Source organism: Vreelandella xerophytica (genome assembly GCF_968048975.1).
Genome location: NZ_OZ309106.1, coordinates 952,022 through 974,594, shown reverse-complemented (window position 1 = coordinate 974,594; position 22,573 = coordinate 952,022). Strand labels below are relative to the sequence as shown.

Sequence of the window (22,573 nt, the reverse complement as noted above, 5' to 3'; positions counted from 1 at the left end):
ACTCGAAATGCCCCAGAACCACCTAGTGCTGGACGACGAACTCGAACGCCAGCTAGAGGCGGTACGCAAACAGGAAGGCCTAAGCACGATTGATGAAGCCGCCGAGTGGCTCACGCGCCGCCGCTTACGCAAAGGCACCCAAGGGCTCACGGGCCGGGGTCGCGCCCTTTACCCCGTCGCAGGAGAACGCAGTGAGTAGCACCGATACCCAACACGCCGAGTTCAGCCGATTGCGGATCGACTGCCCCCACTGCGGCGGCCACATGAAGGTGCGCACCTCCAAAAGCGATATGTCGCTGCTGCGGGAGCTCTACTTGCACTGCACCAACGAATTCGACTGCGGGTTTCGTGCCAAGGCCCACCTCGAGTTCATTCATAACCTGGCCCCCAGCCGCTGCCCGAACCCCGATGTGAAGCTGTTCACCTCGCCCTGGGTACTCAGCCAGATGAAGCTCGATATACCCGCGGCGAACGATGACCCCTACGAGGAGAAATCCAACGATGAGTAACGTGGCCACCCTACCCCTTCCGCCCCGCGTTCAGCCCGACCGCGCAGGCTTTGGCGAACTCCGCGCCGAGCTCCACGGCCGCGCGGCGGATCAAGACCTGGTCGACGTGTGGGCGCACCTGCCCCACGCCGAGCGCCGCCTGGTGCTCAAAAGCGCCGGGCTCAGGGAAGACGCGACCCAGCAAATCAGCGAGTTCGCCAAGCCAGCCCGCGACGCGATACGCGCCGCGATCCACCGCATGAGTGACTACGCCACTGGCCTCAAGGATCAACTGCGCAACCGCACCGCCCACCCCAGCGCCGAGCTGGCCGCCCACGCCCGCCAGGCACTGGCCGAAGGTAACACCAAAGCCACCCTGCATTGGCTCGCGCTAATCGAGAAGGGGGTCGCATGAACACAGATCGCACGTTTCCTCTCTACGAGATAACGCAAGAGCTTTCCGAACTGGCGTCAAAGCTCCACGCAGCGGGCCACCGCATGGCCGCCGAAGAGGTCGAGCGCGAAGTGGGCCTGCTGCGCGAACGGGCGATCACGCTGGACGGCGTGCTGGACGATTACAAGCTAGACATCGCAGCCGCCGCCAACCCGCCTCGCTTTCTGGGTATAGACATGGCCGCCCCGGGCAAGTCTCAGACGTTCACGCAGAAGGTGAAGCGGTGAGCGCGCTGGATCTCGCCTTCGCTCATAGTTCAGGTACGCCCGATTGCGGGTATTTCCTGCGCAGCCACTTCGAGCGTCTGCCCTCGCTGGCCGACCGGCTCGCCGGTGGTTACGTGTATGTCTCAAAACGCCACGGCCACGCCGCCGCCAACCGCTGGCTGCGCCACAACGCGCAAGACCTGATCGAGCCCACCGACATCTACCGCCGCTTCGAGGCAATCAAAGACGACCTCAAGCGCGGCTTCGAAGGGCTGGTCAAGCGCGGCGCGACGACCATCGAAGGCTTGAAAGCGGGCTGCGAGTGGCTGTCGAGTGTCGCCGAGCGCTTGATGCTGCGCGGGCTCAACGCGACCCACGACGATGAAGCCGTCATTAACCACGCCGAAGCCCAGGCCACCGCGATCGAGCGCGAACGGAGCAAACTGATCGGCGGCATCGCCGAGCATAACCGCCGCTTGCGACTGGGCCTGCTGCCGCCCCCGCTCAACCTTAAAACACCGAAGGCCCGCACCCTTTCCGGCCAGGCGCGGGAAATGGCCCACCAGATCGCCACATCGCGTAACCCCCTCAGCCCGCTCTTGGGCGTCATTCCATTGATGGCGGTCTTCCGCTGGTACCGCGCCCCGGTCATGAGCCTGCGCGTCGTCAATGTAATGGCGCTCGACAAGGCCCGCTACCGGGCACGCTCGCACGGCTTCAACCCGCCGGGCCTCAAGCTGAAACCCAGCGTTCAGCTCGCCAAGCTCACCGATGCCAACTGGTGGCGGCGTCAGCTGCGCACGCTGGCCGGGCGTCGGCTCGAACAGATCCAGCGCGAAGCCCATCGCGTGCACAAGCGCGCGGGCATCTACTGCAGCCACGCCACGCTGAACCGCCGCCGTGCCCAGAAAAACCGCAATACCGCGTTGCTCGAAGCGCTCGAGGCGATCAATCAGGAAGGCCAAGTGTATACGTTGGCCGAGCTCGCCGAGTTGGGCTTGTCGAACCCCAACCACCGCCGCGCCGAACTCATGCTGCGCATCAGCGACACCGAAGCGGAATCGCGCCGCTTGGGCCATGTCGGCATGTTCTACACCATCACCGCGCCCAGCCGCTTTCACCCGGTCGTTTCTGAGAACAGCGTGCGCAACCCGAAGTACGACGGCAGCACGCCGCGCGACGCTCAGGCGTATTTGCAAAAGGTCTGGGCACGCACCCGCGCCGCACTCGCCCGCGAGAATCTGGGCATCTACGGCATTCGTGTGGTCGAGCCCCACCACGACGGCACCCCGCACTGGCACCTGTTGATCTGGATGAAGCGCGAAGACGCCAACCGCGTGAACCACATCGTGCGCGACCACGCCGAAGCCGACACGCCCCAGGAGCTGTTTGATCGCCGGGGCCGCAAGACCACCGCGCGCTTCAAGGTCGAGCGCATCAACTACGCCAAAGGCACGGCCGCAGGGTACGTGGCCAAGTACATCAGCAAGAACATCAACGGCGAGCAGTTCACCCGGGATGGCGTCGCCAACGATGACAAGGACACCTACGGCCACGACCTCAACAGCGTGGCGCCACGTATCGAATCCTGGGCGGCCGTGTGGGGCATTCGCCAATTCCAGTTCGTCGGCCTGCCCAGCGTCACAGTCTGGCGCGAGATCCGCCGCCTCAACGAAAAGCACGCCGACGAGCTGGAAAACTGGGAGGCCGCGACCCGGCCGGATCAACGCATCGCCAGCCGCTTCGAGCAGATCCGTAAAGCCGCCAACGCCGGCCAGTGGGATCAGTTCTTGCGCCTCATGGGCGGCCCCAACATGCCCCGCAAACAGCGCCCCATCAAACCCTGGACGATGCCCCGCGTAGACCTCTCTCGCATCAAGGACGAGCAAGCGCAGGTCAGCCACGCCACCGGCGAGCTGGCCGAAGGCATCGAAGCCAAAGGCCGCCACGGCGAAGCCACGCCCGGCACCTTCGGCATCGTCGTCTCCGACGGCCGGGGCAACGAACACGAATACCTGACCCGCTTCTACCGCTGGGAAGTGCGCAGCAAGTCGCGCAGCCACCAAGGGGGTTTGGGAGGAGGCGAAGCCGACTCCCCTTGGACTCGTGTCACTAACTGTACGCAGGGGGTCGATATCGAGCCCCGAGAGCCATCACCGGAAGAGAAAAAAGCCCAGCGCGAACGTCTCGAAGAGTGGAAGCGCTCAGAAATTTACCGGGCCGAAGCGGAAGACGCCCACCGCGAAGGCCAGGAAGCCAAAGAAGCGGCGCGAAAACTCTTCGCGCCGCCCGCCCGACCCCAGCAGGAAGAGTACTTCCCGCCCGAATTGTGTTGATAGAGGACGAACGAACCATGGCCGATAACATCGACCGCGCCGCGGAAATTACCCAGCGCGCCTTGGAAACCACGCTGGCCAACCGCACCCAGCTAGCCCAACCAGCGCCGCATGATGAGTGCGTCGATTGCGGCTACCAGATCCCGGCGCCGCGACGCCAGGCGGCGCCCTGGGCGACTACGTGCATCGAGTGCCAAGGCATTCGTGAACTAAGGGGGAAGCATGTCCGGTAACCCACCCAAAGGCGGCACCACCGCCAGGCAGGCGGCCCTACTCTGCCAAGACCAGGCTTTCCAGCTCTACCTGGATCGCCGCCGCCGCGCCAAGTTTGGTATCGCCGAGGCCAACCTGCCCGACGGCACGCATAACGCTCAAGATGCCCGCGACTGGATCCGTGCCGCCTGCAAAATTCAGAGCCGCGCCGAGCTGGATAGCAACCACCAGGCGCGCCAAACGTTCCGGCGCATTCGCAACCGGTTCAACCATTGGCGGGCTCAACAAGGGAGTCAATCACAATGAACACCTACTTCGGATTACTCGCTGAATTCGACGGCCGCGGCGAACTCCCGCTGGATGAAGTCGCCCCGCGCTTCTTTGGTATCAGCCCTCGTACCGCCAGTTTCCGCGCAGGCGCCCAGGCGCTGCCCGTTCCGACCTATCGCGCCGGGGACTCGCAGAAAAGCCCCTGGCTGGTCAGTGCGGTGGATCTAGCGCAGTACTTAGACGTGAAGCGCGCGGAAGCGAAAGAGCAATGGAAATTGGTGAACGAGTAGGTAGCGGCTGGTCGAAAACCTAAGGTAAGCTAATCAAAACCGTCATTGGGTAAGTTTCCTTGAAACATGTCGCCGCGGCGCTCGCCGTCACCAACGGTAAAATTTTACTGACGCGCCGAGCACCGGGCCAGCAGCTCGAGGGCTTCTGGGAATTCCCCGGTGGCAAGGTGGAAACAGATGAAACGGTCCAGCAGTGCATCGAGCGTGAAATTTTTGAAGAGCTCAACCTGGTATGCGTTGCTGACCGGGTATTCATGGAAAGCGTATACGAGTACGAAGGGGGCGCTATCAACCTTATTGGCGTCTTTGTCCAGATAAGCGGTAAACCCGTGTTGCACGTGCATGATCGTCTTCTCTGGTCGCCAATCAGCGACCTTCTAACCTTCAAGCTAGCACCCGCCGATATACCCATCGCCAAGGAATTGATAAGCGCTTATGGATCCGATTAGCTCTCTAAAGCCCGGCACAATACTGAACAACCAACAGCTATGCGACATCTTTAAGTGCAGTCCCCAAGGGGGCATGCGTCGATCCCATAAGACAAACACGCTGGTGATCGTTACCAGCCATGTTGACTCGATTTACTATGATCGGTGGCATGGAGACACCATCCACTACACGGGGATGGGCCAGAAGGATGAAATGAGCCTTAGCTTTCATCAGAATAAGACCCTTACCGAAAGCCCCGAAAATGGAGTGGCGGTCCATTTGTTTGAGGTCTTCAAAAAGAGGGAATACACCTACACCGGCGAGATGATACGTGTAGGGGAGCCCTACCAGGAGACACAACCTGACTCTGAGGGGGAAATGCGAAAGGCTTGGCTTTTCCCTTTGAAGCTCAAAAACGAGAACGCCCTATCCTTCGACGAGGCTACAGCACAGGAGCTATTCGAGAAGAAAGAGCATAAAGCCCGCAAGCTATCCGACTCAGAACTGCGGGAGCGCGCAGAGAAGGCCCCGGCGAAAGTAGGTAGTCGCATAGGTCAAACCACTGTCATACCACGTTCACCCTACATAGCAGCCTATGCCAAGCGCCGGGCCAATGGCCATTGCGAGTTATGCCAAGAGCCAGCCCCGTTTGAAACTCAAAAAGGCGAACCCTACCTGGAGTGCCATCACATCGAGTGGCTAGCTAAAGGTGGCGATGACTCGATCGAGAACACTGTTGCACTGTGTCCCAACTGCCACCGGAAGATGCACGCACTCGCTCTCCCGATGGATGTTCAAGCGCTAAAAAGCGTGACGGCTGTTTGAAAGACTACCTGAGTTTCAAGGTCTCAGGCCTCAAATGGGTGTAACGCTTGAGTACATCCCAACTTTCATGAAGGGTGAACTGCTGAACCTCCACGATTTCATACCCTGCTTCGAAGAGCCGCGATGTAGCCTCGTGGCGTAAATCGTGAAAGCGTAGATCCTCGATACCCTTCGCCGCCGTTGCGGCCCGCCACCGAGTACCAATCGACTTCGCCCCGTAAGGAAAGACCCGCGGCTCATCATTTTTACGCGGTTGGCGCCGAATAATGGCCATTGCCTCATGGGTGAGCTTGAAGCGTTTGTGGTTGCCCCACTTCTGGCGTGGATGCTTGGCATCCCGTACCCAGCATGTCATGGCGGCTTCATCCAGGTCATCCCACGTAAGCCTGGTAATCTCCTCCTGCCGACGAGATGAAGCGATCGCAAAGTCCATAATGTCTTCCATAGGAATGATTGCGCTCGGCCGGATCTTCTGTGACCGCTGGAAATAAGCGCGGATCTGCTCGATCTCTTCCAGCGTCGGCCGTCGATCTCGCGATCCTGGACGGCTGATCAAACTTTTACTGCGCAACAGCAGCTTTGCCGACTCGAACTCGTTGAGATCCACCGGCATACGCCAGGCGGCCACCGCTGTTTTTAAGATGATTCCCAACCAGGTGATATCCTGGGCGGTAGTAGAAGCCTTAATGCCACTACGCCGCCGCATTTGAGCATGGTCTATAATCTGCTCGCTGCTTAGATCGGTGATTTTTACGCGAGCGATTGGGAAGCGCCGAAGCTGCTCGATGGTTGCACGCTTGCTGCGTCCAGCTCCGTCGGCAAACTCATGTAAGTAACGTTCGATCGCGTCGTGTAAGGTTACGCCTTTCCACTTAGCCGTGAGTATTCCGCCAGGGGCGGCAAGTTCGAGTTCACGCCGTTTTGCCCACTCCTCCGCCATCGCCTTTTTAGGAAAGGTCTTCGTCTCAGAATGATCGGGCTGGCCACGCCGAGCGATGCGGATCTGAGCCATATATGAGAAACTGCCGTCCTTTTTCCGGCGCTTGCGAATCGTTGCCATACTTGCCTCTCAGATGTACCAAATCAAAAGCGGCTCACGTACCAATTCTGTACCAACGAACCATGTAAAATGTCGCATAACCACTGTAAATGTGAACAGTTATGAATGATACCACAACCGCGCAAACCCGCATGAAGTCTGGCACCGCCCGCCCCGAGCTGGATAGAACTTTCTCCGTCGCGCCCATGATGGACTGGACGACCCGCGACTACCGCGCGTTCGCCCGCACCTTAACCAAGCGCACCCTCCTCTACACCGAGATGGTGACCACCGGGGCGATTTTGCACGGCTCGCCGCGGGAGCGGTTTTTGGGTTACAACGAAGTCGAGCACCCGATTGCGCTGCAGTTGGGCGGCAGCGACGCAGGGGAGCTGGCCGAGTGCGCGGCGATTGCCCAAGAATGGGGCTACGACGAGGTCAACCTGAACGTGGGTTGTCCCAGCGACCGGGTGCAGAACAACCTGATCGGGGCGTGTCTGATGGGCTACCCGGAGAAGGTGGCGGCGGCGGTGAAGGCCATGCAGGCGGCGGTCACTATTCCGGTGACCGTTAAGTGCCGGATCGGTATCGACGACCAGGACGAAGACGCGGACCTGGCGCGGTTTATCGATATGGTCGCCGAGGCGGGCTGCACCACGTTTAGCGTGCACGCGCGCAAGGCCTGGTTGCAGGGCTTATCGCCCAAGCAGAACCGGGACGTGCCGCCGCTGAACTACCCGCGCGTACACCGCTTGAAGGCGGCGAACCCCGAACTGCATATCGGTATCAACGGCGGCATCAAGACACTGGACGAGTGCCAGGCGCAGCTCGAGCACGTGGATAGCGTGATGGTGGGCCGCGAGGCGTACCAGAACCCGTGGCTGCTGGCCGGGGTGGATCAGGCGATCTTCGGTGAGCCGGGCCCGGCGGCCACGCGCCTCGAGGCCGCTCAGGCGTTCAAGCCGTATATCCAGATGCGCCTGGATGAAGGCGCCAAGCTCAACCACATTACCCGCCACTTGTTGGGGCTCTTTCAGGGCTGTTCCGGCGGGCGGCGCTTTCGCCGCCACCTTTCCGAGAACGCTCATAAGGAAGGCGCGGGCCTGCGCCTGTTCGACGAAGCGCTGAGCCTGGTGCGCGAATCCGAAACCACCGTATAAAAAAACCCGCCACGCAAAGCGTGGCGGGTTCGTTTTTGAAGGCGCTGGGTTACTTGCCGGCTTTGCGACGGTTTTCCATGACGCCCTGCTCGACGCGCTGGCCGATGGTCTGGTCGACGTTTTTCCAGTACTCGAATACGCGCGACAGGACCGGCTCTTCCACTCCACCAGAGACGTGGCCGACGATGTTGCTCACCAGACGGTCGCGGGCGGCGTCGTCCATTACCTTGTTGACCAGGTCGTTGGCCTGGTTGAAGTCGCCATCGCCCGGGCGCAGCGTGTAGGCGGCGCGTACCAGCTCGCCATCGGCTTCCCATACCGCGTCTTCCGGGAAAGCGTTCGGGTCGGCGTGGGCACCGCCCTTGCTGTTGGGCGCGTAGACCGGGTCAGTGGTATTGGCAACACGCATCCGGCCGCCCTTGGCGTAGCTGTTGACCCCGCTTTTCGGGGCGTTGACCGGGATCTGCTGGTAGTTGATCCCCAAGCGGGCACGGTGGGCATCGGCGTAGGAAATGACGCGCGCCAGCAGCATCTTGTCCGGTGAGAAGCCGGTACCCGGCACGGAGTTGCTGGGCTGGAACGCCGCCTGCTCGATTTCGGTGTGGAAATCGGTGGGGTTGCGGTCGAGGGTCATCTTGCCCACTTCCTGCAGCGGGTAATCGTCGTGCGGCCACACCTTGGTCAGGTCGAACGGGTTGATGTGGTAGGTCTTGGCATCCTCGAAGGGCATGATCTGGACCTGCAGTGTCCAGGTCGGGTGTTCGCCGCGCTTGATGGCGTCGAACAGATCGCGACGGTGGTAATCGGCATCGGTCCCGGCCATCTGATCCGCCTGCTCCTGGGTCATGCACTTGATGCCCTGGTCGGTCTTGAAGTGGTACTTGACCCAGAAACGCTCGCTCTTGTCGTTGACCCACATGTATGTATGGCTCGAATAGCCGTTCATGTGGCGCCAGCTGGCCGGCACGCCACGATCCCCCATCAACCAGGTGACCTGGTGGGCGGATTCCGGCGAAAGACTCCAGAAGTCCCACTGCATATCGTGATCACGCAGGCCGTTGTCGGCGCGGCGCTTCTGCGAGTGGATGAAGTGCTGGAACTTGAGCGGGTCGCGTACGAAGAACACGGGAGTATTGTTACCCACCATGTCGAAGTTGCCGTCTTCGGTGTAGAACTTAAGCGAGAAGCCGCGCGGGTCGCGCCAGGTATCCGGGCTACCCGACTCACCGGCTACCGTGGAAAAGCGCGCCAGCATTTCTGTCTTCTTGCCCGGCTGCAAGAATTTAGCGCGGGTGTACTGGCTGACATCGTGAGTGACTTCGAAGTGACCAAAGGCACCGCCGCCCTTGGCGTGGGGCTGACGATCCGGAATCATTTCCCGGTTGAAGGCCGCCATCTGCTCCATCAGGTAATGATCGTGGAGTACGATCGGGCCGTCCGGGCCTACGGAAAGTGAATGTTCGTCGCTGGAAACCGGGATGCCAGCGTCGGTGGTGGTGTAGTTGGAGTTACCGTTTGTCATACCTTTCCTCTTTGTCACGATCCAGGCCTTTGGCAGGGCCGTTGCGTTTCAGGCTCTTCTAAACTGCTCACTCATGCCAACTTGCGTTTTGTTAAGCAGGTGTAATCAAGATGGCCTTATCATGCCACGTACCGGGCTCAATGCTTAACTATAGTATCCATAGTTTTAAACCATCATTTTTCGGCTTTGGTGAAGGTTTACCCTATGATGCAAGCCCGGCTTCAGAACATGGGGTCCGGCACCGGGTCAAGGCTCGACTGGAAGCTTTCGATCGCGGTTTCGGCTTCCTCTATCTCATCGAACCGGGCAATGTGATACAGCGCTTCACCTTCATTGGCCAGCGGCAAGCGGCTCATGCCGATGACGATGCCGTCCGCCATGGCGAGCACATCGCCCTCGTCGTTGCCAAACGGGTCGGCCACCCGCCCCAGCACTTCACCTTTGGACACTCGCGCGCCCAGGCGCACCTTGGGGCGCAGGATGCCGTCGATAGGCGCCCTCGCCCAGCTGGAGCCGTTGGCAAGCTCGGCAGGGGCCGGCAGGCGGCGGCGCTGTTCCCCGGCGAGCATTTTCAGCCGCCGCATGACGCGCAGAATACCGCGCACGCCGGGGGCAATGGCCCACTCATCAAAACGCAGTGCCTCACCAGCCTCGTAGGTCAGTACCGGAATGCCACGGCTCTGGGCGTAATGGCGAAGGCTACCCTCACGAAGCTCGGCATTGAGAATCACCGGTGCGCCAAAGGCATCGGCCATGCGCGCGGTTTCACTGTCCGGCTCCAGCTGGGCGCGAATCTGCGGCAGGTTGGTGCGATGAATGGCGCCGGTGTGCAAATCGATGATGTGCGTGGCGTGATCGACGATCTCCTCGCGCAAGAGCGCAGCAATGCGTCCGCCCAGCGAGCCTTCTTCGCTGCCCGGAAAGCAGCGGTTGAGATCACGCCGGTCCGGCAGGTAGCGGGTCTGCTGCAGAAAGCCGAATACATTGACCACGGGCACCGCAATCAGCGTGCCGCGCAGGCTGTTGATCGACTTGGAGCGCAACAGGCGCCGGACGATCTCCACGCCGTTGATCTCATCGCCATGGATACCACCGCACACCAGCATGGTCGGCCCTTCCCTGCGCCCGTGAACCACTTCGATGGAAATATGCAGCGGCGTATGAGTGTAGAGGCGCGCGACCGGCACGTCGATCTGTAGACGCTCGCCGGGCTGAAGCGTGTGACCGGCTATATGAAACGGTACTTGTGCCATGGGTATTCCTGTCATCTTGGTAAAACAGCAGCCGCCAGAACGCGGCGCCGAAAGCTGCTGGAGCTGAACGTTTTATGCCACCGCTGTGTTTATTCCCACAGACGCTGACATGTATCAGCTAACCATACAGTTTTGAATGTAAAAAGGTGGCATTTCAGATAAAATACCCTCCTTTCGGGATAGTTACTAAGGTTGCGTTTATGGTTAGAAAAACCAAAGCAGAAGCGGCAGCCACACGCGAAGCGCTCCTGGACGCGGCTGAAGACGTTTTTTTCGAGAAAGGCGTAGCCCGCACGTCCCTTGAACAGGTAGCTCGCCATGCGGGAGTGACCCGCGGGGCGGTGTATTGGCACTTCAAGAACAAGGGCGACATGTTCATGGCACTGGTGGAGCGGGTGCGCATGCCCTTCCAGTCGCTGGTGGAAGAGGTCAAGAACGTCGACCCCCACGTCTCGCCCATGGATGCCATGCGCCTGGCGTGCCTTGCCGGCGTCGAGCGTCTGGAGCAGCCTTCCCATAAGCGCATTCTTTCCATCTTGCTGCATCGCTGTGAGTTCTTCAGCGATATCAACCCGCTCGAGATGCAAAGCGAAATCAACGAAGAGTGTTTCCAGGAGATGCTCAGCGTCTTTCAGCTGGCAGCCGATCAGCAGCAGCTGCGCGAGGATCTGTCCCCCCAGGTCGCGGCACAGCTGATGCAGGCGACCCTGGGCGGGCTTTTTCACGATTGGCTTCGCGCCCCCGGGGCTTACTCGATTCGTGCCCGGGGAGGTGAGATGATCGACACTCTCATCATGTTGATGCGCCGCCCCTAGCCTCGAACCACGCGCCAGCGCTGTCGTCCCGCCATGGTCTTTCCCTTTTTTTCTGCAACTGAAAGCCGAACCGTAAAAAGCCCGCGCAATGGCGGGCTTTCTGGCTTTCTGGTTTCATGAAGCGTTAGCTGAAATTCGCCGATTCCCGATGTTTGTGGCGAAGGCGCAGCTGGTTCAGGCGCTGGCGGGTATCCATGTAGGTCTGCTCCTCCACACTGCGATAGGCGCCTTCCTCGCGCAAGTACTTCACCAGCACGCGGCGCTCGCCAAGGGTGAAGACCTCGTTCTCCTTGCAGTGAAGCTTCACTACACAGGCAGGGCTCTTGATCAGTGACGCCTCGGCCAGCTCGTTGCCTTCAAGGGCCGTTACCGCGACAGTAACGCCCAACAGGCTGCGCCGCTTGAAAGGCGCAAAGCGGTAAAGCCCCTTGGCCAACCCCTGGCATAGCATGGCGGCCAACGGCGAGGCAATGGCAAGGGCGCCCCAGACAATGAACAGCCCCAGCGGAACGCGCATCATGCCAAGCTCAAGTCCGCGCAGTACCCAGAACTCGAGTGCCAGGGTCATGGCGCCGGCAAGCAGCATCAACATGCTGAGTGCCAGGGTGGCCGGTACGCCGACAAACCCAAGCGACACCAGTGTACTGGCCATATGATCGTCGCGCAGGCTGTCACGCTCGAAAAGCTCGAGTGGCGCTAGTCGGACCAGCACCAGCAGCCAATAAAGCGCCAGTAAAGTCAGCGCGAATGTAAACACGATGGTGGGAAATGATAAAGCGGCCGACAGGATCGGTTGCATGGCGTGCCCTCCTCCAGGTGAATTGCCTGGTCAGTTCTGGCCTGTTGTTATGGTATTGGATACAAGCCAAAACGTTTCATTAGCAAGTTTAGATCAAACTACTGCCTTTTGCCCAAACCCGCCTTGACGTCGATCAAGCCGGCAAACGAAAGCGGGCCCCGTAGGGCCCGCTGACTTCGATATGTCATGTGAACTTGTCACATGAACTTGTCACATGAACATCTCACTCAAAAACGTGATCACACCTGCTCGTGCTCCAGGCGCTTGTCAGGATCGCGCTTTTCGCCTCGGCTCTTGCGCCGCATCCAGTCGGCAGTCGAGGCAATCATGGCGTAGAACGTGGGCACGAAGAGACTGCCCAGAATCGCCACCGAGGCCATACCCACGGCTACCGTGGTACCGATATGGTGGCTGCTGACGTCACTGGCCCCGGTGGCCAGTGCCAGCGGCAACGTGCCGAAGATAAAGGCAAGCGAGGTCATGACGATGGGCCTGAAGCGAAGCTCGGCGGCGGTGATGGCCGCCTCGCGGATGCTCTTGCCCTCTTCCTTGCGCTGAAGCTCGGCAAACTCCACGATCAAAATGGCGTTTTTCGCAGCCAGGCCGACCACCACCAGCATCCCGATCTGCACGTAGACACTGGTATCCAGGCCCCGCAGCACAATCCCGCCGATACCGCCCAGAAACGCGAACGGCGTGGCGGACAGAACCGCCAACGGCAGCGCCCAGCTCTCGTACTGCGCCGAGAGAATCAGGAAAACCATCAGAATACCGAAGATGATGGCAAGCATGGCGGTGTTGCCCAGATTGGCCTCCTGGTACGCCGTGCCGGTCCAGCCCATGCCCCAGTTGGGGCCTAGCGTGTCAAGCACGACCTGCTCCATCGCCTCGATGGCCTCGGCGGAGCTGTAGCCCGGAGCGGCGCCGCCCTGGAACTGCGCGCCGGTGTATACGCCAAAGCGGGACACCACCGATGCCCCTACCTGACGCTCGAGGGTGACGAACTCGGAAAGCGGAATGCGCTCACCGCTGCCGCCGCGCACGTACACGCTGTTCAGGTCATCCGGCGTCTTGCGAAACTCGTCTTCGTTTTGCAGATAGACCTGGAAGTTACGGTTTTGATAGCTGAAGTAGTTGACGAAACCGTTACCGAAGGTATTGGCCAGGGCCGAGTTGATATTACCCAGCGCCACCCCGTAACTCAGGGCCTTTTGCTGGTCGATGTGGGCCCGGTAGGAGGGTACGTTGACGTTGAACGTCGAGAATACCTGACTCAGCGCCGGGTGCTGGTTGGCCGCGCCCATGATCTGTAATGAGGCTTCGTAAAGCTCCCGGGTCGAGGCGCCGTCAAAGGACTGCAGGTAGCCGGTGAACCCGCCGGTGGTGGAGAGCCCCATGATGGGCGGCACGTTGAAGGCCATGGCGGTACCGCCATCGATTCCCCCGCCCAGCTGCATGATCTGACCTACCAGGGCATCGGCGGTCAGCTCGCGATCGCCCCAGGGCAGCATGTTGACGAAGATGACGCCTCGGGCGGTATTGACCGAGCCGGCCAGCAAATCGTACCCGGCCACGGCGGAGGAGTACTCCACGCCGTCGACATCCTCGATCGCCGCACTGAGTTTCGCCATGTAATTCTGCGTACGGTCGAGCGAGGCGGCGTCGGGCAGCGAAACGCTGACCAGCACGATGCCCTGATCGGTTTCCGGCACCAGCGTGGAAGGCGTGGCCGCGTAGAGCCAGAACGAGCCCGCGCCCACCGCCACGGTCAACGCCAAGGCCAGCAGCCAGAAGCGCACCAGCTTTTTCACGCACCACATGTAGGCCGCGGTAATGCCCGCAAACATGCGATCGAACAAGCGAAGCGGCGTGGTGATGGCGCGACGAAACTTCGAAGGCCGGTCGTGATTGAGGTCGTGCTTGATGAAAATCGCCGAAAGCGCCGGTGTAAAGGTCAGTGCCATCAGCGCCGACAGCGCCACGGAAACCGCGACGGTAATCGCGAACTGCTGGTAGATCTGGCCGGTAAAGCCGCCCAGAAACGCCACGGGCACGAAGACCGCCGCCATGATCAAGGAGGTGGCGATGACCGGCCCGCCGACCTCGCGCATGGCCTGTATGGTGGCGTCGCGCACGGTAATGTCTTCATCTTCGCTGATGACACGCTCGACGTTCTCCACCACCAGTATCGCATCGTCCACCACGATACCGATCGACAGGACCAGCGCGAACAGGGTCAGCAGATTGATCGAGAAACCGAACAGGTAAAAACCGGCAAACGTGCCGATGACCGCCACGGGCACCACCGACATGGCGATGACCGTAAAGCGCCAGTTCTGCAGGAAGATGAACAGGATCACGGCAACGATCAGGAACGCTTCGATGAAGGTGTGGAAAACGGTTTCCACGGAGGCATCGATAAACAGCGTCGTATCGTAAGGTGTGACGTACTCGAGGCCCGGCGGAAAGCGGGTTTCCAGGTCCTGCATGGTGGCGCGTACCGCCTCGGCGGTGGAAAGCGCGTTGGCCCCGGGCTGCTGATTGATGATGATCGGCGTCATGGTAGAGCCGTTCAAGCTGGCACTCACCCCGTAGAACGACGCGCCCAGCTCGATGCGTGCCACGTCTTCCAGGCGAAGCGAGGAGCCGTCCGGATTGGTACGCAGATAGATGTTACGAAACTCGTCCGGGTCGGACAGTCGCCCACCGGCAGTGATGGTATAGGTGTAGGCGCGCGGCTCGCTTTGCGGGGCCGAGGCCAGGTTACCCGCCGGTATTTCGGTGTTTTGCGTGCGAACGGCGCTGGCCACTTCGCTGGGGGTCAGGTCGTACTGGGCCAGCTTGTCCGGGTCCATCCAGATCCGCATGGCGAACTCGCCACCGCCCAGCACTTCAGCATTACCCACGCCCGGCACCTGACGAAGCTCGTCGAGAATGTTCAGCGTGGCGTAGTTCTGCATGTAGACGTTGTTGTAGTCGCCGTTGGGCGATACCAGCGCGACCAGCATCAGAATCGAATCGGAGCGGAGCTCGACGGTCACCCCTTGGGACTGCACCTGCTCGGGCAGCTGCGAAAGCGCCCCTTGAACGCGGTTGTTCACGTTGATGGTGTTGATGTCGCCGTCGGTGCCGATATTGAACGCCACGCTCAGGCTCATGATGCCGTTATCGGCGCTGTTGGAGGTCATGTAGAGCATGTCCTCGACGCCGTTGATGGCCTCGGCCAGAGGGGCAGCCACCGTCTGGGCGACCGTCTCGGCATCGGCGCCGGGGAACTGAGCCTGCACCGATACCGTGGGGGGCACCACGCTTGGATACTGCTCGACCGGCAGTATACGCATGGCCATCGTGCCCACCAGCGTCAGGATAATTGCCAGAACCGTGGCAAATATCGGTCGGCTGATAAAGAAGTTAGAGAAATTCATTATTGCGCACCCTCTTCTCCTTCACCGGCCGGCATGCCGCCGCCCGCGCCCGCCATGTCCGAGGCGGCCTTGGCTTGCTCGCGCTCTTCAGCGGCTTCGGCTTCTTCCACGTCTTCGACGATGTCATCGGCGTTGCCGTCAAAGCGCTGGGGGTCGATGGTCATACCAGGCTCGATGCCCGCCGGGTCGCCGACGATCACGCGCTCGCCCTCTTCAAGGCCATCCAGAATGATCTGCCAGGGTCCGGCCACATCGCCCAGTTGCACGGTGCGCTCGCGGGCCTTGTTGTCCTCGTCCACCACGAACACCTGCGGGCCCATCAGCCCCTGAGTAGCGGCAATTTCCGGCACCGCGATCACGTTGTAGCGTTTCAGGCCGTCCAGGCGCACACGCACGAACTGCCCCGGAAGCACGGCGCCGTCAGGGTTGGCGAACGTGGCCGAAGCCTGCACGGTGCTGGTACCGCTATCCACCCGTGAACCCAGGAAGTCGAGCTCGCCTTCAAGTTCGGCGCCTTCGCTGCCGCTCAGCCCGGGAATGCTCAGACGGGCGACGATCGTTGAGTTGGTATCGCTGTCGTTCAACTGGCGGCGAAGCTCGAAGGCATCGCGTTGGGGCAGTTGAAAGCGGACTTCAAGCGGGTCGAGCGGAGTGATGGTAGCAAGCTCGGTGCCAGCCGTGACGACATTGCCCAGATTGATCTGGCTCAGGCTGATCAGACCGCTTACCGGGGCGGTGACGTTGGAGTAGTCAAGATCCAGGTTGGCATTGCTCAGCGCGGCTTCCGCCTGGGCGACGTTGGCCTGGGCAACGCGCTGTTCGGAGATAGCCTGGTCATACTGCTGACGGCTGACCGAGTTCTGGCTTAAGAGCTGCTCGAAGCGCTGGGCATCGCGCTGGGCACGGGAAAACTGGGCACGCGCGCTTTGCAAGTCCGCCTCGCGCTGGTTGACCGCAGCCTGATAACGGTCGGGTTCGATGGTGTAGAGCGCATCACCTTCTTCAACCATTTGCCCTGGCTGGAAATGACGCTCTTCCAGGGCGCCATCGACGCGGGCCACCAGGGTGACCTCGTCATCGCTTCGCAGCATCGACGGGTAGGCTTTATTGATGGGTAGATCCTGGCGGTTGACTTCGGCCACCTCTACCGCGTGAGGCGGCTGTTCCTGCGGCGCTTGCTGCTGGGCTTGAGGTTCCTCTTCTCCCCCGCAGGCGGCCAGCGCCAGGGCAGCTATCAGCGTCACCAGACTCGCTCTCGTTGAGTGAATCACTTTCTTCATACGTGGAATTCCCATTCATTTTCTATATTTTGACGGATAGCTGCAAAGTGCTGATTCTGAAGATCTTTAAAGGCCGTAGGTATCAGTAGCCACCAGGCAGGTTACTGCCGGAATCGCCGCCCGGCGAGTAGCCACCGGGTAGGCCACCGCCCAAGGGATAGCCACCTTGCGAGTTGCCGCCTGAGGGGTAAGCGCTTGGCCGGCGGCTGGCGGGGGCGTAATCGTCCGAGGAGTAGCTACTTGCCGGCGACGCTTCCCGGCTGGGCGGGGCACCGATATTCATCGCGCGCTGGTAGTCGTCGCCATCGTCGGTTTCGGGAAGGGTGAACGTGACATCCTCGCCGGTCAGCCAGCCGTTGACTTCCTCGAGCGCGGCCACATCCAGAAGCCCGGATTGCTGACGCAAGGAGAGCAGGTTGACCACGTAGTCGTAGCGCGACTCGGCGTAGTTGGCGATGGCGTTATACAGGTTCTGCTCGGCGTTGAGCACATCGACGATGTTACGCGTGCCGACCTCATAACCGGCCTGAGTGGCTTCCAGGGCGCTTCGGGTCGACACGATCGCCTGCTGACGCGCCTCGACGGTTTCCACGTTGTTGCTGACCTGGGTGTAAAGCGAGCGAACCTGCTGAATGGTGGTACGCCGCTGTGACTCGAAATCGTACTGGCTGCTTTCGAGCTGGAAGGTGTTCTGACGGATGCTGGCGCTGGTGCTGCCGCCGGTATAGATGGGCACGCTGGCCGAAAGCCCCAACTGGCTCGATGAATCGTGGCCGTTGAGGTAGTCGATGTCGGTGTCCGAGTACTGGTAGTTGGCGTAGGCCTGCAGACTCGGCAGGCGGCCTGCGCGGGCAATCTCGACCCCGGCACGGGTCACTTCGATACCGGCGCGCTGAGCCAGCACCTGCGGGTTGCGCTCGAGCGCCTGCTCGACCCAATAGTCGCGCTCGCTGGGCGCGGGCAGGCCGACAGGCATATCCCCCAGCGACTCGATGCTGGCGTAGCGGCGGCCGGTCAATTGCTCCAGACGCTCGAACGCCACCTGCAGGTTGCTCTCGGCGGTAATACGCTCGGCGCGGGACTGATCGAAGCTCGAGCGTGCTTCCTCTACCTCGGTAATGGCGATCAAACCGACTTCGAACTGCTCGCTGGACTGCTCCAGCTGGCGGCCGATCGCGCGCTCCTGAGCACGGCGCGCCTCCAGCACTTCATAAGCCCGCAGAATATCGAAGTACGCCGATACCACATCGAGCAGAAGCTGCTGTTCGGTAGCCGCCAGAATGTATACCTGCTGATCGATTTGCCGTTCAGCCTGGTTGACCCGCTGAACGGTGGCCGCGTTGAAAAGCGCTTGAGTCGCCTCGAGCGAGAGCGACATGCTGTTGAAGTTATCTTCCTGGGTGCGCCCCCCCGTGACCGGGGCACCCGTTGTACCAGCGCCGGCACCGCCTGCAGGGGTAGGCGTTTCAATCGGACCCGCCGACTGGCTTTCGTATTGGCGGTTATGCACCACGTTACCCGAGGCATTGACCTGAGGAAGCAGCTCGCCGCCCACTACGTCGCGCGCGGCCTCGACGCCGGAAAACTGGGACCGGGCGGAGGCGAGTTCAGCGTTGTTGTTGATCGCATCACGGGTGATGGTGATCAGATCCGCCGCTTGGGCGGGCAGCGCGAAAGAACTTGTCAGCACGGCTAACAATAAAGGGCGAAGAGGGGCATTGACTGCCCAGTGTGCCAGTCGCATGGGATTGCCTCTAGGTGTCAACGTGGGATGGTGCGCCACACATGGTTGTGTGAAAGGATCGCATTATAGTTACATTCATGTATGTATGCTAGCCTTGAAGTTCTGCCGATTCTGTGTCTCGCGCAGCGTCAAGCCTGGTGAGCCTTACTTTAGTCGAAAGTGCTCAATACATGCACGTCTCAAGGTGTTTTTTAGCCCCGTTGACCCCCTGATACCGCTTACTTCAAACAATGTCAGTCTTGTTCGAGTCGGCCCACGCAGTGCTCGACGCCGCTTAGATACATGCCGCCGAAAAGCAGCAGATGGTTGAGTAACGGGTAGAGTTGGAAAAGCGCTTCGCGCCTTGGCCAATCCAGAGGAACACGACCGTTCCAGTAGGCTTCGAAAAAGGGCTCGCCGGGGTCGCCGAACAAGGTCAGCATGGCAAGATCCACCTCGGGATAGTGACGGTAGACGGCGGGGTCGATCAGCGCGGGGCCGCTGCGGGTATAAAGTACGTTGCCTGACCACAAATCGCCGTGCACCAGACTTGGCGACGCGTCCGGCAGCCACTGCTCCAGCGCGTAGGCCTGGGCCTCGATTCGCTTGAAGAGTGCGGGACTTACCAGCGCCTGCTCCAGGCAGGCGCGGCTTAGATTCAGCAGGCGCCGTTCTCGCTGAAAGGCACGGCCATCGCTTGACGGTGTGTTGGGCTGGGGCGTGCGGCCGCAGGCGTTGTCGTGCAGCCAGCCGTGTTCGCTGCCAATCACGCTGTGAAGTTCGCGAAGCCCTTCGCCCAGCTCCACGCACGCCTGGTCGGTCCGGGTGACGGCGTGCAGCGCCTCGATGACCAGCCAGCCACCGGACTGCCCCAACACGCCCGGAATTACCAGCGATGTGCCCGCCCCTTTCAGCGCACGAAGTCCTTCAGCCTCGCCGCGAAGACGCTCGGGGTCGTCCTGCTTGATCACCACCGCCCCCTGGGTGGTATCCAGCTCGTACACTGCAGCAATATCGCCGCCGCTCAAGGGCGTCATCGCCCCTCGCGGCTCAAGCGCCAGCACACTCAAGATATCCCTAAGTTCCTCGTTCAAGGCCCTCTCCCCTGCTCTGTATTAGCGTTATAAGGATTACGCTACAGGGAGAAGCTGTCGTTAGGCAATGCGGTAATGCCTATCCTGCAGGATAGATACGTCCACGCGGCGCTTCGGCTTACGTGTCATCACGTGACGTTGAAGGCACTCATGAAAGCAAGCAGCCCCCTTGCCATTAATCCGCTACGATGAAACACACCGACTGAACATGAGGAGAGCGACACCATGTACAAACTTGCGTTTTTTGTTCCCGTGGAAGACGCCGAGAGCGTGAAAGAGGCGATTTTCGAGACAGGCGCCGGGCGTATCGGCGACTACGAGGCGTGCTGCTTTCAAACCCGCGGCACCGGGCAGTTTCGCCCGCTGGAAGGTGCCCACCCGCATATCGGACGCGTTGGCGAGCTCGAGACTGTCGAAGAGTACAAGGTGGAGCTGGTCTGCGAAGATGGCGTGATCCACGCGGCGGTAGCCGCGCTCAAACTGGCCCACCCCTACGAGGAAGTGGCCTATGATGTCTGGGAACTGGCCGATCTGTAAGCAGCCGCCCTTCCCTTCCTGGGCGCCCCATCCCTTCTCAGGCGCTGCCGAAATAGCGTTCCCGATCCTCCGGCGTTATGGTGCTCATGTGAAGAGGGAAGTGGTTGCTTTTACGATCCTCGAAGAAGTGCTCCAAGGTGCGCTCGATGGTCGGGAAGGCCAGGTTGTCCCAGGGGATCTCGTGCTCGTCAAAAAGGGCAACTTCCAGACTCTCCGCGCCCGGGGCGAAATTACCTTCGAGCCTTGCCAGAAAAATCATGTAGACCTGGTTGATATGAGGTAGATCGATCAACGTATAAAGGCTTTCAATATCCACCTGGGCGACGGCCTCCTCCCAGGTCTCCCGGACGCCGGCTTCACGCATCGTTTCGGCGTTTTCCATATACCCGGCCGGGAGCGTCCAGTACCCCTTGCGTGGCGCAATGGCACGTTTGCACAGCAAGACCTTATCGCCCCGAACCGGCAGCGTACCCGCCACAATACGCGGGTTCTGGTAGTGAATGGTGCCGCAGTCGTCGCACAGGTAGCGCGGGCGGTCGTCGCCTTCGGGAACGGCAAAGCGGACTTTTTCACCGCACTGGCTACAAAAATTCATGATGTTTTCTCAACGGCTGATAAAGGGCGGCGTTCTGCTTGACGCTGGTCATCACGCTTTGTAAAAGAGAGCAAACCGGATGGAAACTCCATGTTAGAGAAACTGCGCAAAGAGCTGCAACACTATCGACCCAAAGAGCTGGATCATGCCAAGCTGCTACAGGCAGCGGTGCTGCTTCCCATCGTGGCGCATCACCCTGAGCCTACCCTGCTCTTTACCCGACGAGCCAGCCACTTATCGACCCATAGTGGGCAGGTAGCCTTTCCCGGCGGAAAGCGCGAGCCCGGCGACAAGGATCTATACCATACCGCGCTTCGCGAATCCCAGGAAGAGATCGCCCTGGCGCCCAACCAGGTGGAGCGTATTGGCCAGCTGTCCGACGTGGTCTCGTTGCACGGGCTTCGCGTCACTCCCTGGGTAGGCATCATTGCCCCCGACCTACCCCTGAAGGCCGACCCCTCGGAGCTCGATGCGATTTTCGAAGTGCCGTTAAGCCATTTTCTGGAAGACAAGCGCACCTATACCGATGTCATCACCGTGGATGGTGTGGCCCACTATGTGCCGAGCTACCATATCGATGGTCACGTCATCTGGGGGCTTTCAGCGATGATGCTGGTAGAGCTTCTCGCCAAGGGTTTTGGTATGCCCATCGATCTTTACAAGCGCCCGCCCGGCTCGCTCAAGCACCACCCGGAGCGTACCAACCGTCCATCCAGGAAAGACGACATCAGCGCCGCGCCCGCCACCAGGAGTCATTGATGACCGTTCCAAGCCCTTTATCAAGCGAGGTGCTCTCGCCAACAGCCCATGTCGAGCTGATCGATGCTCTGGTAGAGCAAGGCTGGTACGTGGGTAAAGCGGTCATCGATCCCGCACTTTGCCGAGCGCTGCATTCCGAGATCACCCATCTGCAAGCCGCCGAGGCGCTCGAGGAGGCCGGCGTAGGTCGTGGCCCGCAGCATCTGCTGCGCAAGGATATCCGCGGCGACGCCATTCACTGGCTCAATCGAGAAAGCGAGGCCCAGCGCTGCTATCTGGACGCCATGCAGCGCCTGCAGTCGGCACTCAACCAGACACTCTTTCTAGGGCTTTTCGAATATGAGGCCCACTTTGCTCACTACCCGGCCGGGGCCTTTTACAAGCGCCACCTGGACAGTTTCCGTGGCCGCGCCAACCGGGTGGTTTCCACAGTGGGCTATCTGACCCCGAACTGGCCTCTCGATGGTGGAGGCGAAATGGTCATCTACGACCCTGACCAGCCTGATCGCGAAGTAGCCAGGGTCGTGCCACAGGCAGGCACCTTCGCCTGCTTTCTCTCCGATACCATTGCTCACGAGGTGCTCCCCACGCGCCACCCTCGAAGCAGTATTGCCGGCTGGTTCAGACGCAATGCTTCGCTAGGCGGCGTACTCGACCCGGCCAGTTGAGCCCGGCCCAGAACGTTTCAAGCTGTTGAACCGCAACCCCAGTGAACCCTTAATTTAAAAAACTGATGCGTATTATTGTTGCAAAGCTACACACAGCGTCTACCTTAATAAGTGTCCAGGCGCATTGAGCGCAAGGCATGGTTAACTACCCCCGTAGTTCTAGCCTGAATGCAAGAGAAGATTGTCAGCGTGTCTTTTTTTAAAAAGTGCACTGGCAAGAAAAAGTACCAGCCAGAAGGTACTTGAAAGAAAGAGCCTTAATAGAAAGAGGTACTCGCTGAAAGAGTACTGGAAAGTAGCAGGACGTGGTTCAGACCACGAGGAAAATGGTCAGTTGCACAGTTATTCAGTTGCTGACTATTTAAGAGTTTAGGTATTGGCGTTGACGCGTAA

General features: G+C 60.4%; 24 protein-coding genes. 15 read left to right on the top strand and 9 right to left on the bottom strand.

Going from position 1 to position 22,573, the window contains the following annotated elements:
• The first annotated feature begins 7 nt into the window (after positions 1-7).
• From ACWF8S_RS04600 to ACWF8S_RS04555, 10 genes are read left to right on the top strand one after another with little or no spacing between them, the layout of a single operon-like run.
• Positions 8-199, top strand: a complete 192-nt coding sequence (locus ACWF8S_RS04600) for a hypothetical protein (protein ID WP_447555668.1) — start codon at positions 8-10, stop codon at positions 197-199.
• On the top strand, positions 192-509 hold the full coding sequence (locus ACWF8S_RS04595) for an ogr/Delta-like zinc finger family protein (RefSeq protein ID WP_447555667.1): 318 nt from the start codon (positions 192-194) through the stop codon (positions 507-509). Before ACWF8S_RS04600 ends, ACWF8S_RS04595 begins: the two co-directional genes overlap by 8 nt.
• Entirely contained in the window at positions 502-903 is a 402-nt protein-coding gene (locus ACWF8S_RS04590) for a hypothetical protein (RefSeq protein ID WP_447555666.1), read from the top strand. Before ACWF8S_RS04595 ends, ACWF8S_RS04590 begins: the two co-directional genes overlap by 8 nt.
• Positions 900-1,169 carry a hypothetical protein gene (locus ACWF8S_RS04585; RefSeq protein ID WP_447555665.1) on the top strand — a complete coding sequence of 90 codons (270 nt, stop codon included), beginning with the start codon at positions 900-902 and terminating at the stop codon, positions 1,167-1,169. The genes ACWF8S_RS04590 and ACWF8S_RS04585 overlap by 4 nt, the downstream gene beginning before the upstream one ends.
• Positions 1,166-3,484 carry a replication endonuclease gene (locus ACWF8S_RS04580; RefSeq protein WP_447555664.1) on the top strand — a complete coding sequence of 773 codons (2,319 nt, stop codon included), beginning with the start codon at positions 1,166-1,168 and terminating at the stop codon, positions 3,482-3,484. The genes ACWF8S_RS04585 and ACWF8S_RS04580 overlap by 4 nt, the downstream gene beginning before the upstream one ends.
• Positions 3,485-3,501: 17 nt before the next feature.
• The gene (locus ACWF8S_RS04575; protein WP_447555663.1) at positions 3,502-3,717 is read left to right on the top strand and encodes a TraR/DksA C4-type zinc finger protein; all 216 of its coding nucleotides are present in this window, start codon (positions 3,502-3,504) and stop codon (positions 3,715-3,717) included.
• Complete coding sequence (locus ACWF8S_RS04570) at positions 3,707-4,003, top strand: hypothetical protein (protein ID WP_447555662.1); 297 nt, start codon at positions 3,707-3,709, stop codon at positions 4,001-4,003. Before ACWF8S_RS04575 ends, ACWF8S_RS04570 begins: the two co-directional genes overlap by 11 nt.
• Positions 4,000-4,257, top strand: coding sequence for a pyocin activator PrtN family protein (locus ACWF8S_RS04565; RefSeq protein ID WP_447555661.1), 258 nt, complete (start codon positions 4,000-4,002; stop codon positions 4,255-4,257). Before ACWF8S_RS04570 ends, ACWF8S_RS04565 begins: the two co-directional genes overlap by 4 nt.
• 59 nt (positions 4,258-4,316) lie before the next feature.
• On the top strand, positions 4,317-4,706 hold the full coding sequence (locus ACWF8S_RS04560) for a (deoxy)nucleoside triphosphate pyrophosphohydrolase (protein WP_447555660.1): 390 nt from the start codon (positions 4,317-4,319) through the stop codon (positions 4,704-4,706).
• Complete coding sequence (locus tag ACWF8S_RS04555; RefSeq protein WP_447555659.1) at positions 4,693-5,511, top strand: HNH endonuclease; 819 nt, start codon at positions 4,693-4,695, stop codon at positions 5,509-5,511. Before ACWF8S_RS04560 ends, ACWF8S_RS04555 begins: the two co-directional genes overlap by 14 nt.
• 4 nt (positions 5,512-5,515) lie before the next feature.
• Here the strand turns inward: ACWF8S_RS04555 and ACWF8S_RS04550 are convergent, their stop codons facing one another.
• A complete protein-coding gene (locus ACWF8S_RS04550; RefSeq protein WP_447555658.1) occupies positions 5,516-6,571 on the bottom strand; it encodes a tyrosine-type recombinase/integrase in 1,056 nt (351 codons plus the stop codon).
• A 101-nt stretch (positions 6,572-6,672) separates the two neighbouring features.
• On the opposite strand from ACWF8S_RS04550, the gene dusA reads away from it, so the two are divergent.
• Positions 6,673-7,710: a tRNA dihydrouridine(20/20a) synthase DusA gene (gene dusA / locus ACWF8S_RS04545; protein WP_447555657.1), complete on the top strand. Its 1,038-nt coding sequence runs from the start codon at positions 6,673-6,675 to the stop codon at positions 7,708-7,710.
• Between the two features lie 49 nt (positions 7,711-7,759).
• Here the strand turns inward: dusA and ACWF8S_RS04540 are convergent, their stop codons facing one another.
• Both ACWF8S_RS04540 and ACWF8S_RS04535 read right to left on the bottom strand, forming a co-directional pair.
• Positions 7,760-9,232 carry a catalase gene (locus tag ACWF8S_RS04540; RefSeq protein WP_447555656.1) on the bottom strand — a complete coding sequence of 491 codons (1,473 nt, stop codon included), beginning with the start codon at positions 9,230-9,232 and terminating at the stop codon, positions 7,760-7,762.
• Between the two features lie 221 nt (positions 9,233-9,453).
• Positions 9,454-10,485 carry a succinylglutamate desuccinylase/aspartoacylase family protein gene (locus tag ACWF8S_RS04535; protein WP_447555655.1) on the bottom strand — a complete coding sequence of 344 codons (1,032 nt, stop codon included), beginning with the start codon at positions 10,483-10,485 and terminating at the stop codon, positions 9,454-9,456.
• A gap of 200 nt (positions 10,486-10,685) precedes the next feature.
• Between ACWF8S_RS04535 and ACWF8S_RS04530 the strand changes: the two genes are divergently transcribed.
• On the top strand, positions 10,686-11,300 hold the full coding sequence (locus ACWF8S_RS04530) for a TetR family transcriptional regulator (protein ID WP_447555654.1): 615 nt from the start codon (positions 10,686-10,688) through the stop codon (positions 11,298-11,300).
• Between the two features lie 124 nt (positions 11,301-11,424).
• Here the strand turns inward: ACWF8S_RS04530 and ACWF8S_RS04525 are convergent, their stop codons facing one another.
• From ACWF8S_RS04525 to ACWF8S_RS04505, 5 genes are all read right to left on the bottom strand, one after another.
• Positions 11,425-12,099 (bottom strand): hypothetical protein, encoded by a 675-nt coding sequence (locus ACWF8S_RS04525; RefSeq protein WP_447555653.1) that lies wholly within the window; start codon positions 12,097-12,099, stop codon positions 11,425-11,427.
• Between the two features lie 239 nt (positions 12,100-12,338).
• Positions 12,339-15,524 carry an efflux RND transporter permease subunit gene (locus ACWF8S_RS04520; RefSeq protein WP_447555652.1) on the bottom strand — a complete coding sequence of 1,062 codons (3,186 nt, stop codon included), beginning with the start codon at positions 15,522-15,524 and terminating at the stop codon, positions 12,339-12,341.
• On the bottom strand, positions 15,524-16,804 hold the full coding sequence (locus ACWF8S_RS04515; RefSeq protein WP_447555651.1) for an efflux RND transporter periplasmic adaptor subunit: 1,281 nt from the start codon (positions 16,802-16,804) through the stop codon (positions 15,524-15,526). Before ACWF8S_RS04515 ends, ACWF8S_RS04520 begins: the two co-directional genes overlap by 1 nt.
• Positions 16,805-16,886: 82 nt before the next feature.
• Positions 16,887-18,548, bottom strand: coding sequence for a TolC family outer membrane protein (locus ACWF8S_RS04510; protein WP_447555650.1), 1,662 nt, complete (start codon positions 18,546-18,548; stop codon positions 16,887-16,889).
• Positions 18,549-18,781: 233 nt separating this feature from the next.
• The gene (locus ACWF8S_RS04505; protein ID WP_447555649.1) at positions 18,782-19,621 is read right to left on the bottom strand and encodes a fructosamine kinase family protein; all 840 of its coding nucleotides are present in this window, start codon (positions 19,619-19,621) and stop codon (positions 18,782-18,784) included.
• Between the two features lie 225 nt (positions 19,622-19,846).
• Here ACWF8S_RS04505 and ACWF8S_RS04500 point away from each other — a divergent pair, with 225 nt between their 5' ends.
• Positions 19,847-20,158 carry an NGG1p interacting factor NIF3 gene (locus ACWF8S_RS04500; RefSeq protein ID WP_447555648.1) on the top strand — a complete coding sequence of 104 codons (312 nt, stop codon included), beginning with the start codon at positions 19,847-19,849 and terminating at the stop codon, positions 20,156-20,158.
• Between the two features lie 37 nt (positions 20,159-20,195).
• Here ACWF8S_RS04500 and ACWF8S_RS04495 read toward each other — a convergent pair whose 3' ends face one another.
• Positions 20,196-20,753 (bottom strand): NUDIX hydrolase, encoded by a 558-nt coding sequence (locus tag ACWF8S_RS04495; RefSeq protein ID WP_447555647.1) that lies wholly within the window; start codon positions 20,751-20,753, stop codon positions 20,196-20,198.
• 90 nt (positions 20,754-20,843) lie between these two features.
• Between ACWF8S_RS04495 and ACWF8S_RS04490 the strand changes: the two genes are divergently transcribed.
• Together ACWF8S_RS04490 and ACWF8S_RS04485 are read left to right on the top strand one after the other, a co-directional pair.
• Positions 20,844-21,512, top strand: coding sequence for a CoA pyrophosphatase (locus ACWF8S_RS04490; RefSeq protein WP_447555645.1), 669 nt, complete (start codon positions 20,844-20,846; stop codon positions 21,510-21,512).
• Positions 21,512-22,180 carry a 2OG-Fe(II) oxygenase gene (locus ACWF8S_RS04485; protein ID WP_447555644.1) on the top strand — a complete coding sequence of 223 codons (669 nt, stop codon included), beginning with the start codon at positions 21,512-21,514 and terminating at the stop codon, positions 22,178-22,180. Before ACWF8S_RS04490 ends, ACWF8S_RS04485 begins: the two co-directional genes overlap by 1 nt.
• The last annotated feature ends 393 nt before the right edge of the window (positions 22,181-22,573 follow it).

What these genes read in the sequence shown, in the direction of transcription:
- ACWF8S_RS04600 (WP_447555668.1), top strand. Translation starts at nt 8, where the DNA reads ATGCCCCAGAACCACCTAGTGCTGGACGACGAACTCGAACGCCAGCTA.
- ACWF8S_RS04590 (WP_447555666.1), top strand. Translation starts at nt 502, where the DNA reads ATGAGTAACGTGGCCACCCTACCCCTTCCGCCCCGCGTTCAGCCCGAC.
- ACWF8S_RS04585 (WP_447555665.1), top strand. Translation starts at nt 900, where the DNA reads ATGAACACAGATCGCACGTTTCCTCTCTACGAGATAACGCAAGAGCTT.
- ACWF8S_RS04575 (WP_447555663.1), top strand. Translation starts at nt 3,502, where the DNA reads ATGGCCGATAACATCGACCGCGCCGCGGAAATTACCCAGCGCGCCTTG.
- ACWF8S_RS04570 (WP_447555662.1), top strand. Translation starts at nt 3,707, where the DNA reads ATGTCCGGTAACCCACCCAAAGGCGGCACCACCGCCAGGCAGGCGGCC.
- ACWF8S_RS04565 (WP_447555661.1), top strand. Translation starts at nt 4,000, where the DNA reads ATGAACACCTACTTCGGATTACTCGCTGAATTCGACGGCCGCGGCGAA.
- ACWF8S_RS04555 (WP_447555659.1), top strand. Translation starts at nt 4,693, where the DNA reads ATGGATCCGATTAGCTCTCTAAAGCCCGGCACAATACTGAACAACCAA.
- ACWF8S_RS04550 (WP_447555658.1), bottom strand. Translation starts at nt 6,571, where the DNA reads ATGGCAACGATTCGCAAGCGCCGGAAAAAGGACGGCAGTTTCTCATAT.
- dusA (WP_447555657.1), top strand. Translation starts at nt 6,673, where the DNA reads ATGAATGATACCACAACCGCGCAAACCCGCATGAAGTCTGGCACCGCC.
- ACWF8S_RS04540 (WP_447555656.1), bottom strand. Translation starts at nt 9,232, where the DNA reads ATGACAAACGGTAACTCCAACTACACCACCACCGACGCTGGCATCCCG.
- ACWF8S_RS04535 (WP_447555655.1), bottom strand. Translation starts at nt 10,485, where the DNA reads ATGGCACAAGTACCGTTTCATATAGCCGGTCACACGCTTCAGCCCGGC.
- ACWF8S_RS04530 (WP_447555654.1), top strand. Translation starts at nt 10,686, where the DNA reads ATGGTTAGAAAAACCAAAGCAGAAGCGGCAGCCACACGCGAAGCGCTC.
- ACWF8S_RS04525 (WP_447555653.1), bottom strand. Translation starts at nt 12,099, where the DNA reads ATGCAACCGATCCTGTCGGCCGCTTTATCATTTCCCACCATCGTGTTT.
- ACWF8S_RS04520 (WP_447555652.1), bottom strand. Translation starts at nt 15,524, where the DNA reads ATGAATTTCTCTAACTTCTTTATCAGCCGACCGATATTTGCCACGGTT.
- ACWF8S_RS04515 (WP_447555651.1), bottom strand. Translation starts at nt 16,804, where the DNA reads ATGAAGAAAGTGATTCACTCAACGAGAGCGAGTCTGGTGACGCTGATA.
- ACWF8S_RS04510 (WP_447555650.1), bottom strand. Translation starts at nt 18,548, where the DNA reads ATGCGACTGGCACACTGGGCAGTCAATGCCCCTCTTCGCCCTTTATTG.
- ACWF8S_RS04500 (WP_447555648.1), top strand. Translation starts at nt 19,847, where the DNA reads ATGTACAAACTTGCGTTTTTTGTTCCCGTGGAAGACGCCGAGAGCGTG.
- ACWF8S_RS04495 (WP_447555647.1), bottom strand. Translation starts at nt 20,753, where the DNA reads ATGAATTTTTGTAGCCAGTGCGGTGAAAAAGTCCGCTTTGCCGTTCCC.
- ACWF8S_RS04490 (WP_447555645.1), top strand. Translation starts at nt 20,844, where the DNA reads ATGTTAGAGAAACTGCGCAAAGAGCTGCAACACTATCGACCCAAAGAG.
- ACWF8S_RS04485 (WP_447555644.1), top strand. Translation starts at nt 21,512, where the DNA reads ATGACCGTTCCAAGCCCTTTATCAAGCGAGGTGCTCTCGCCAACAGCC.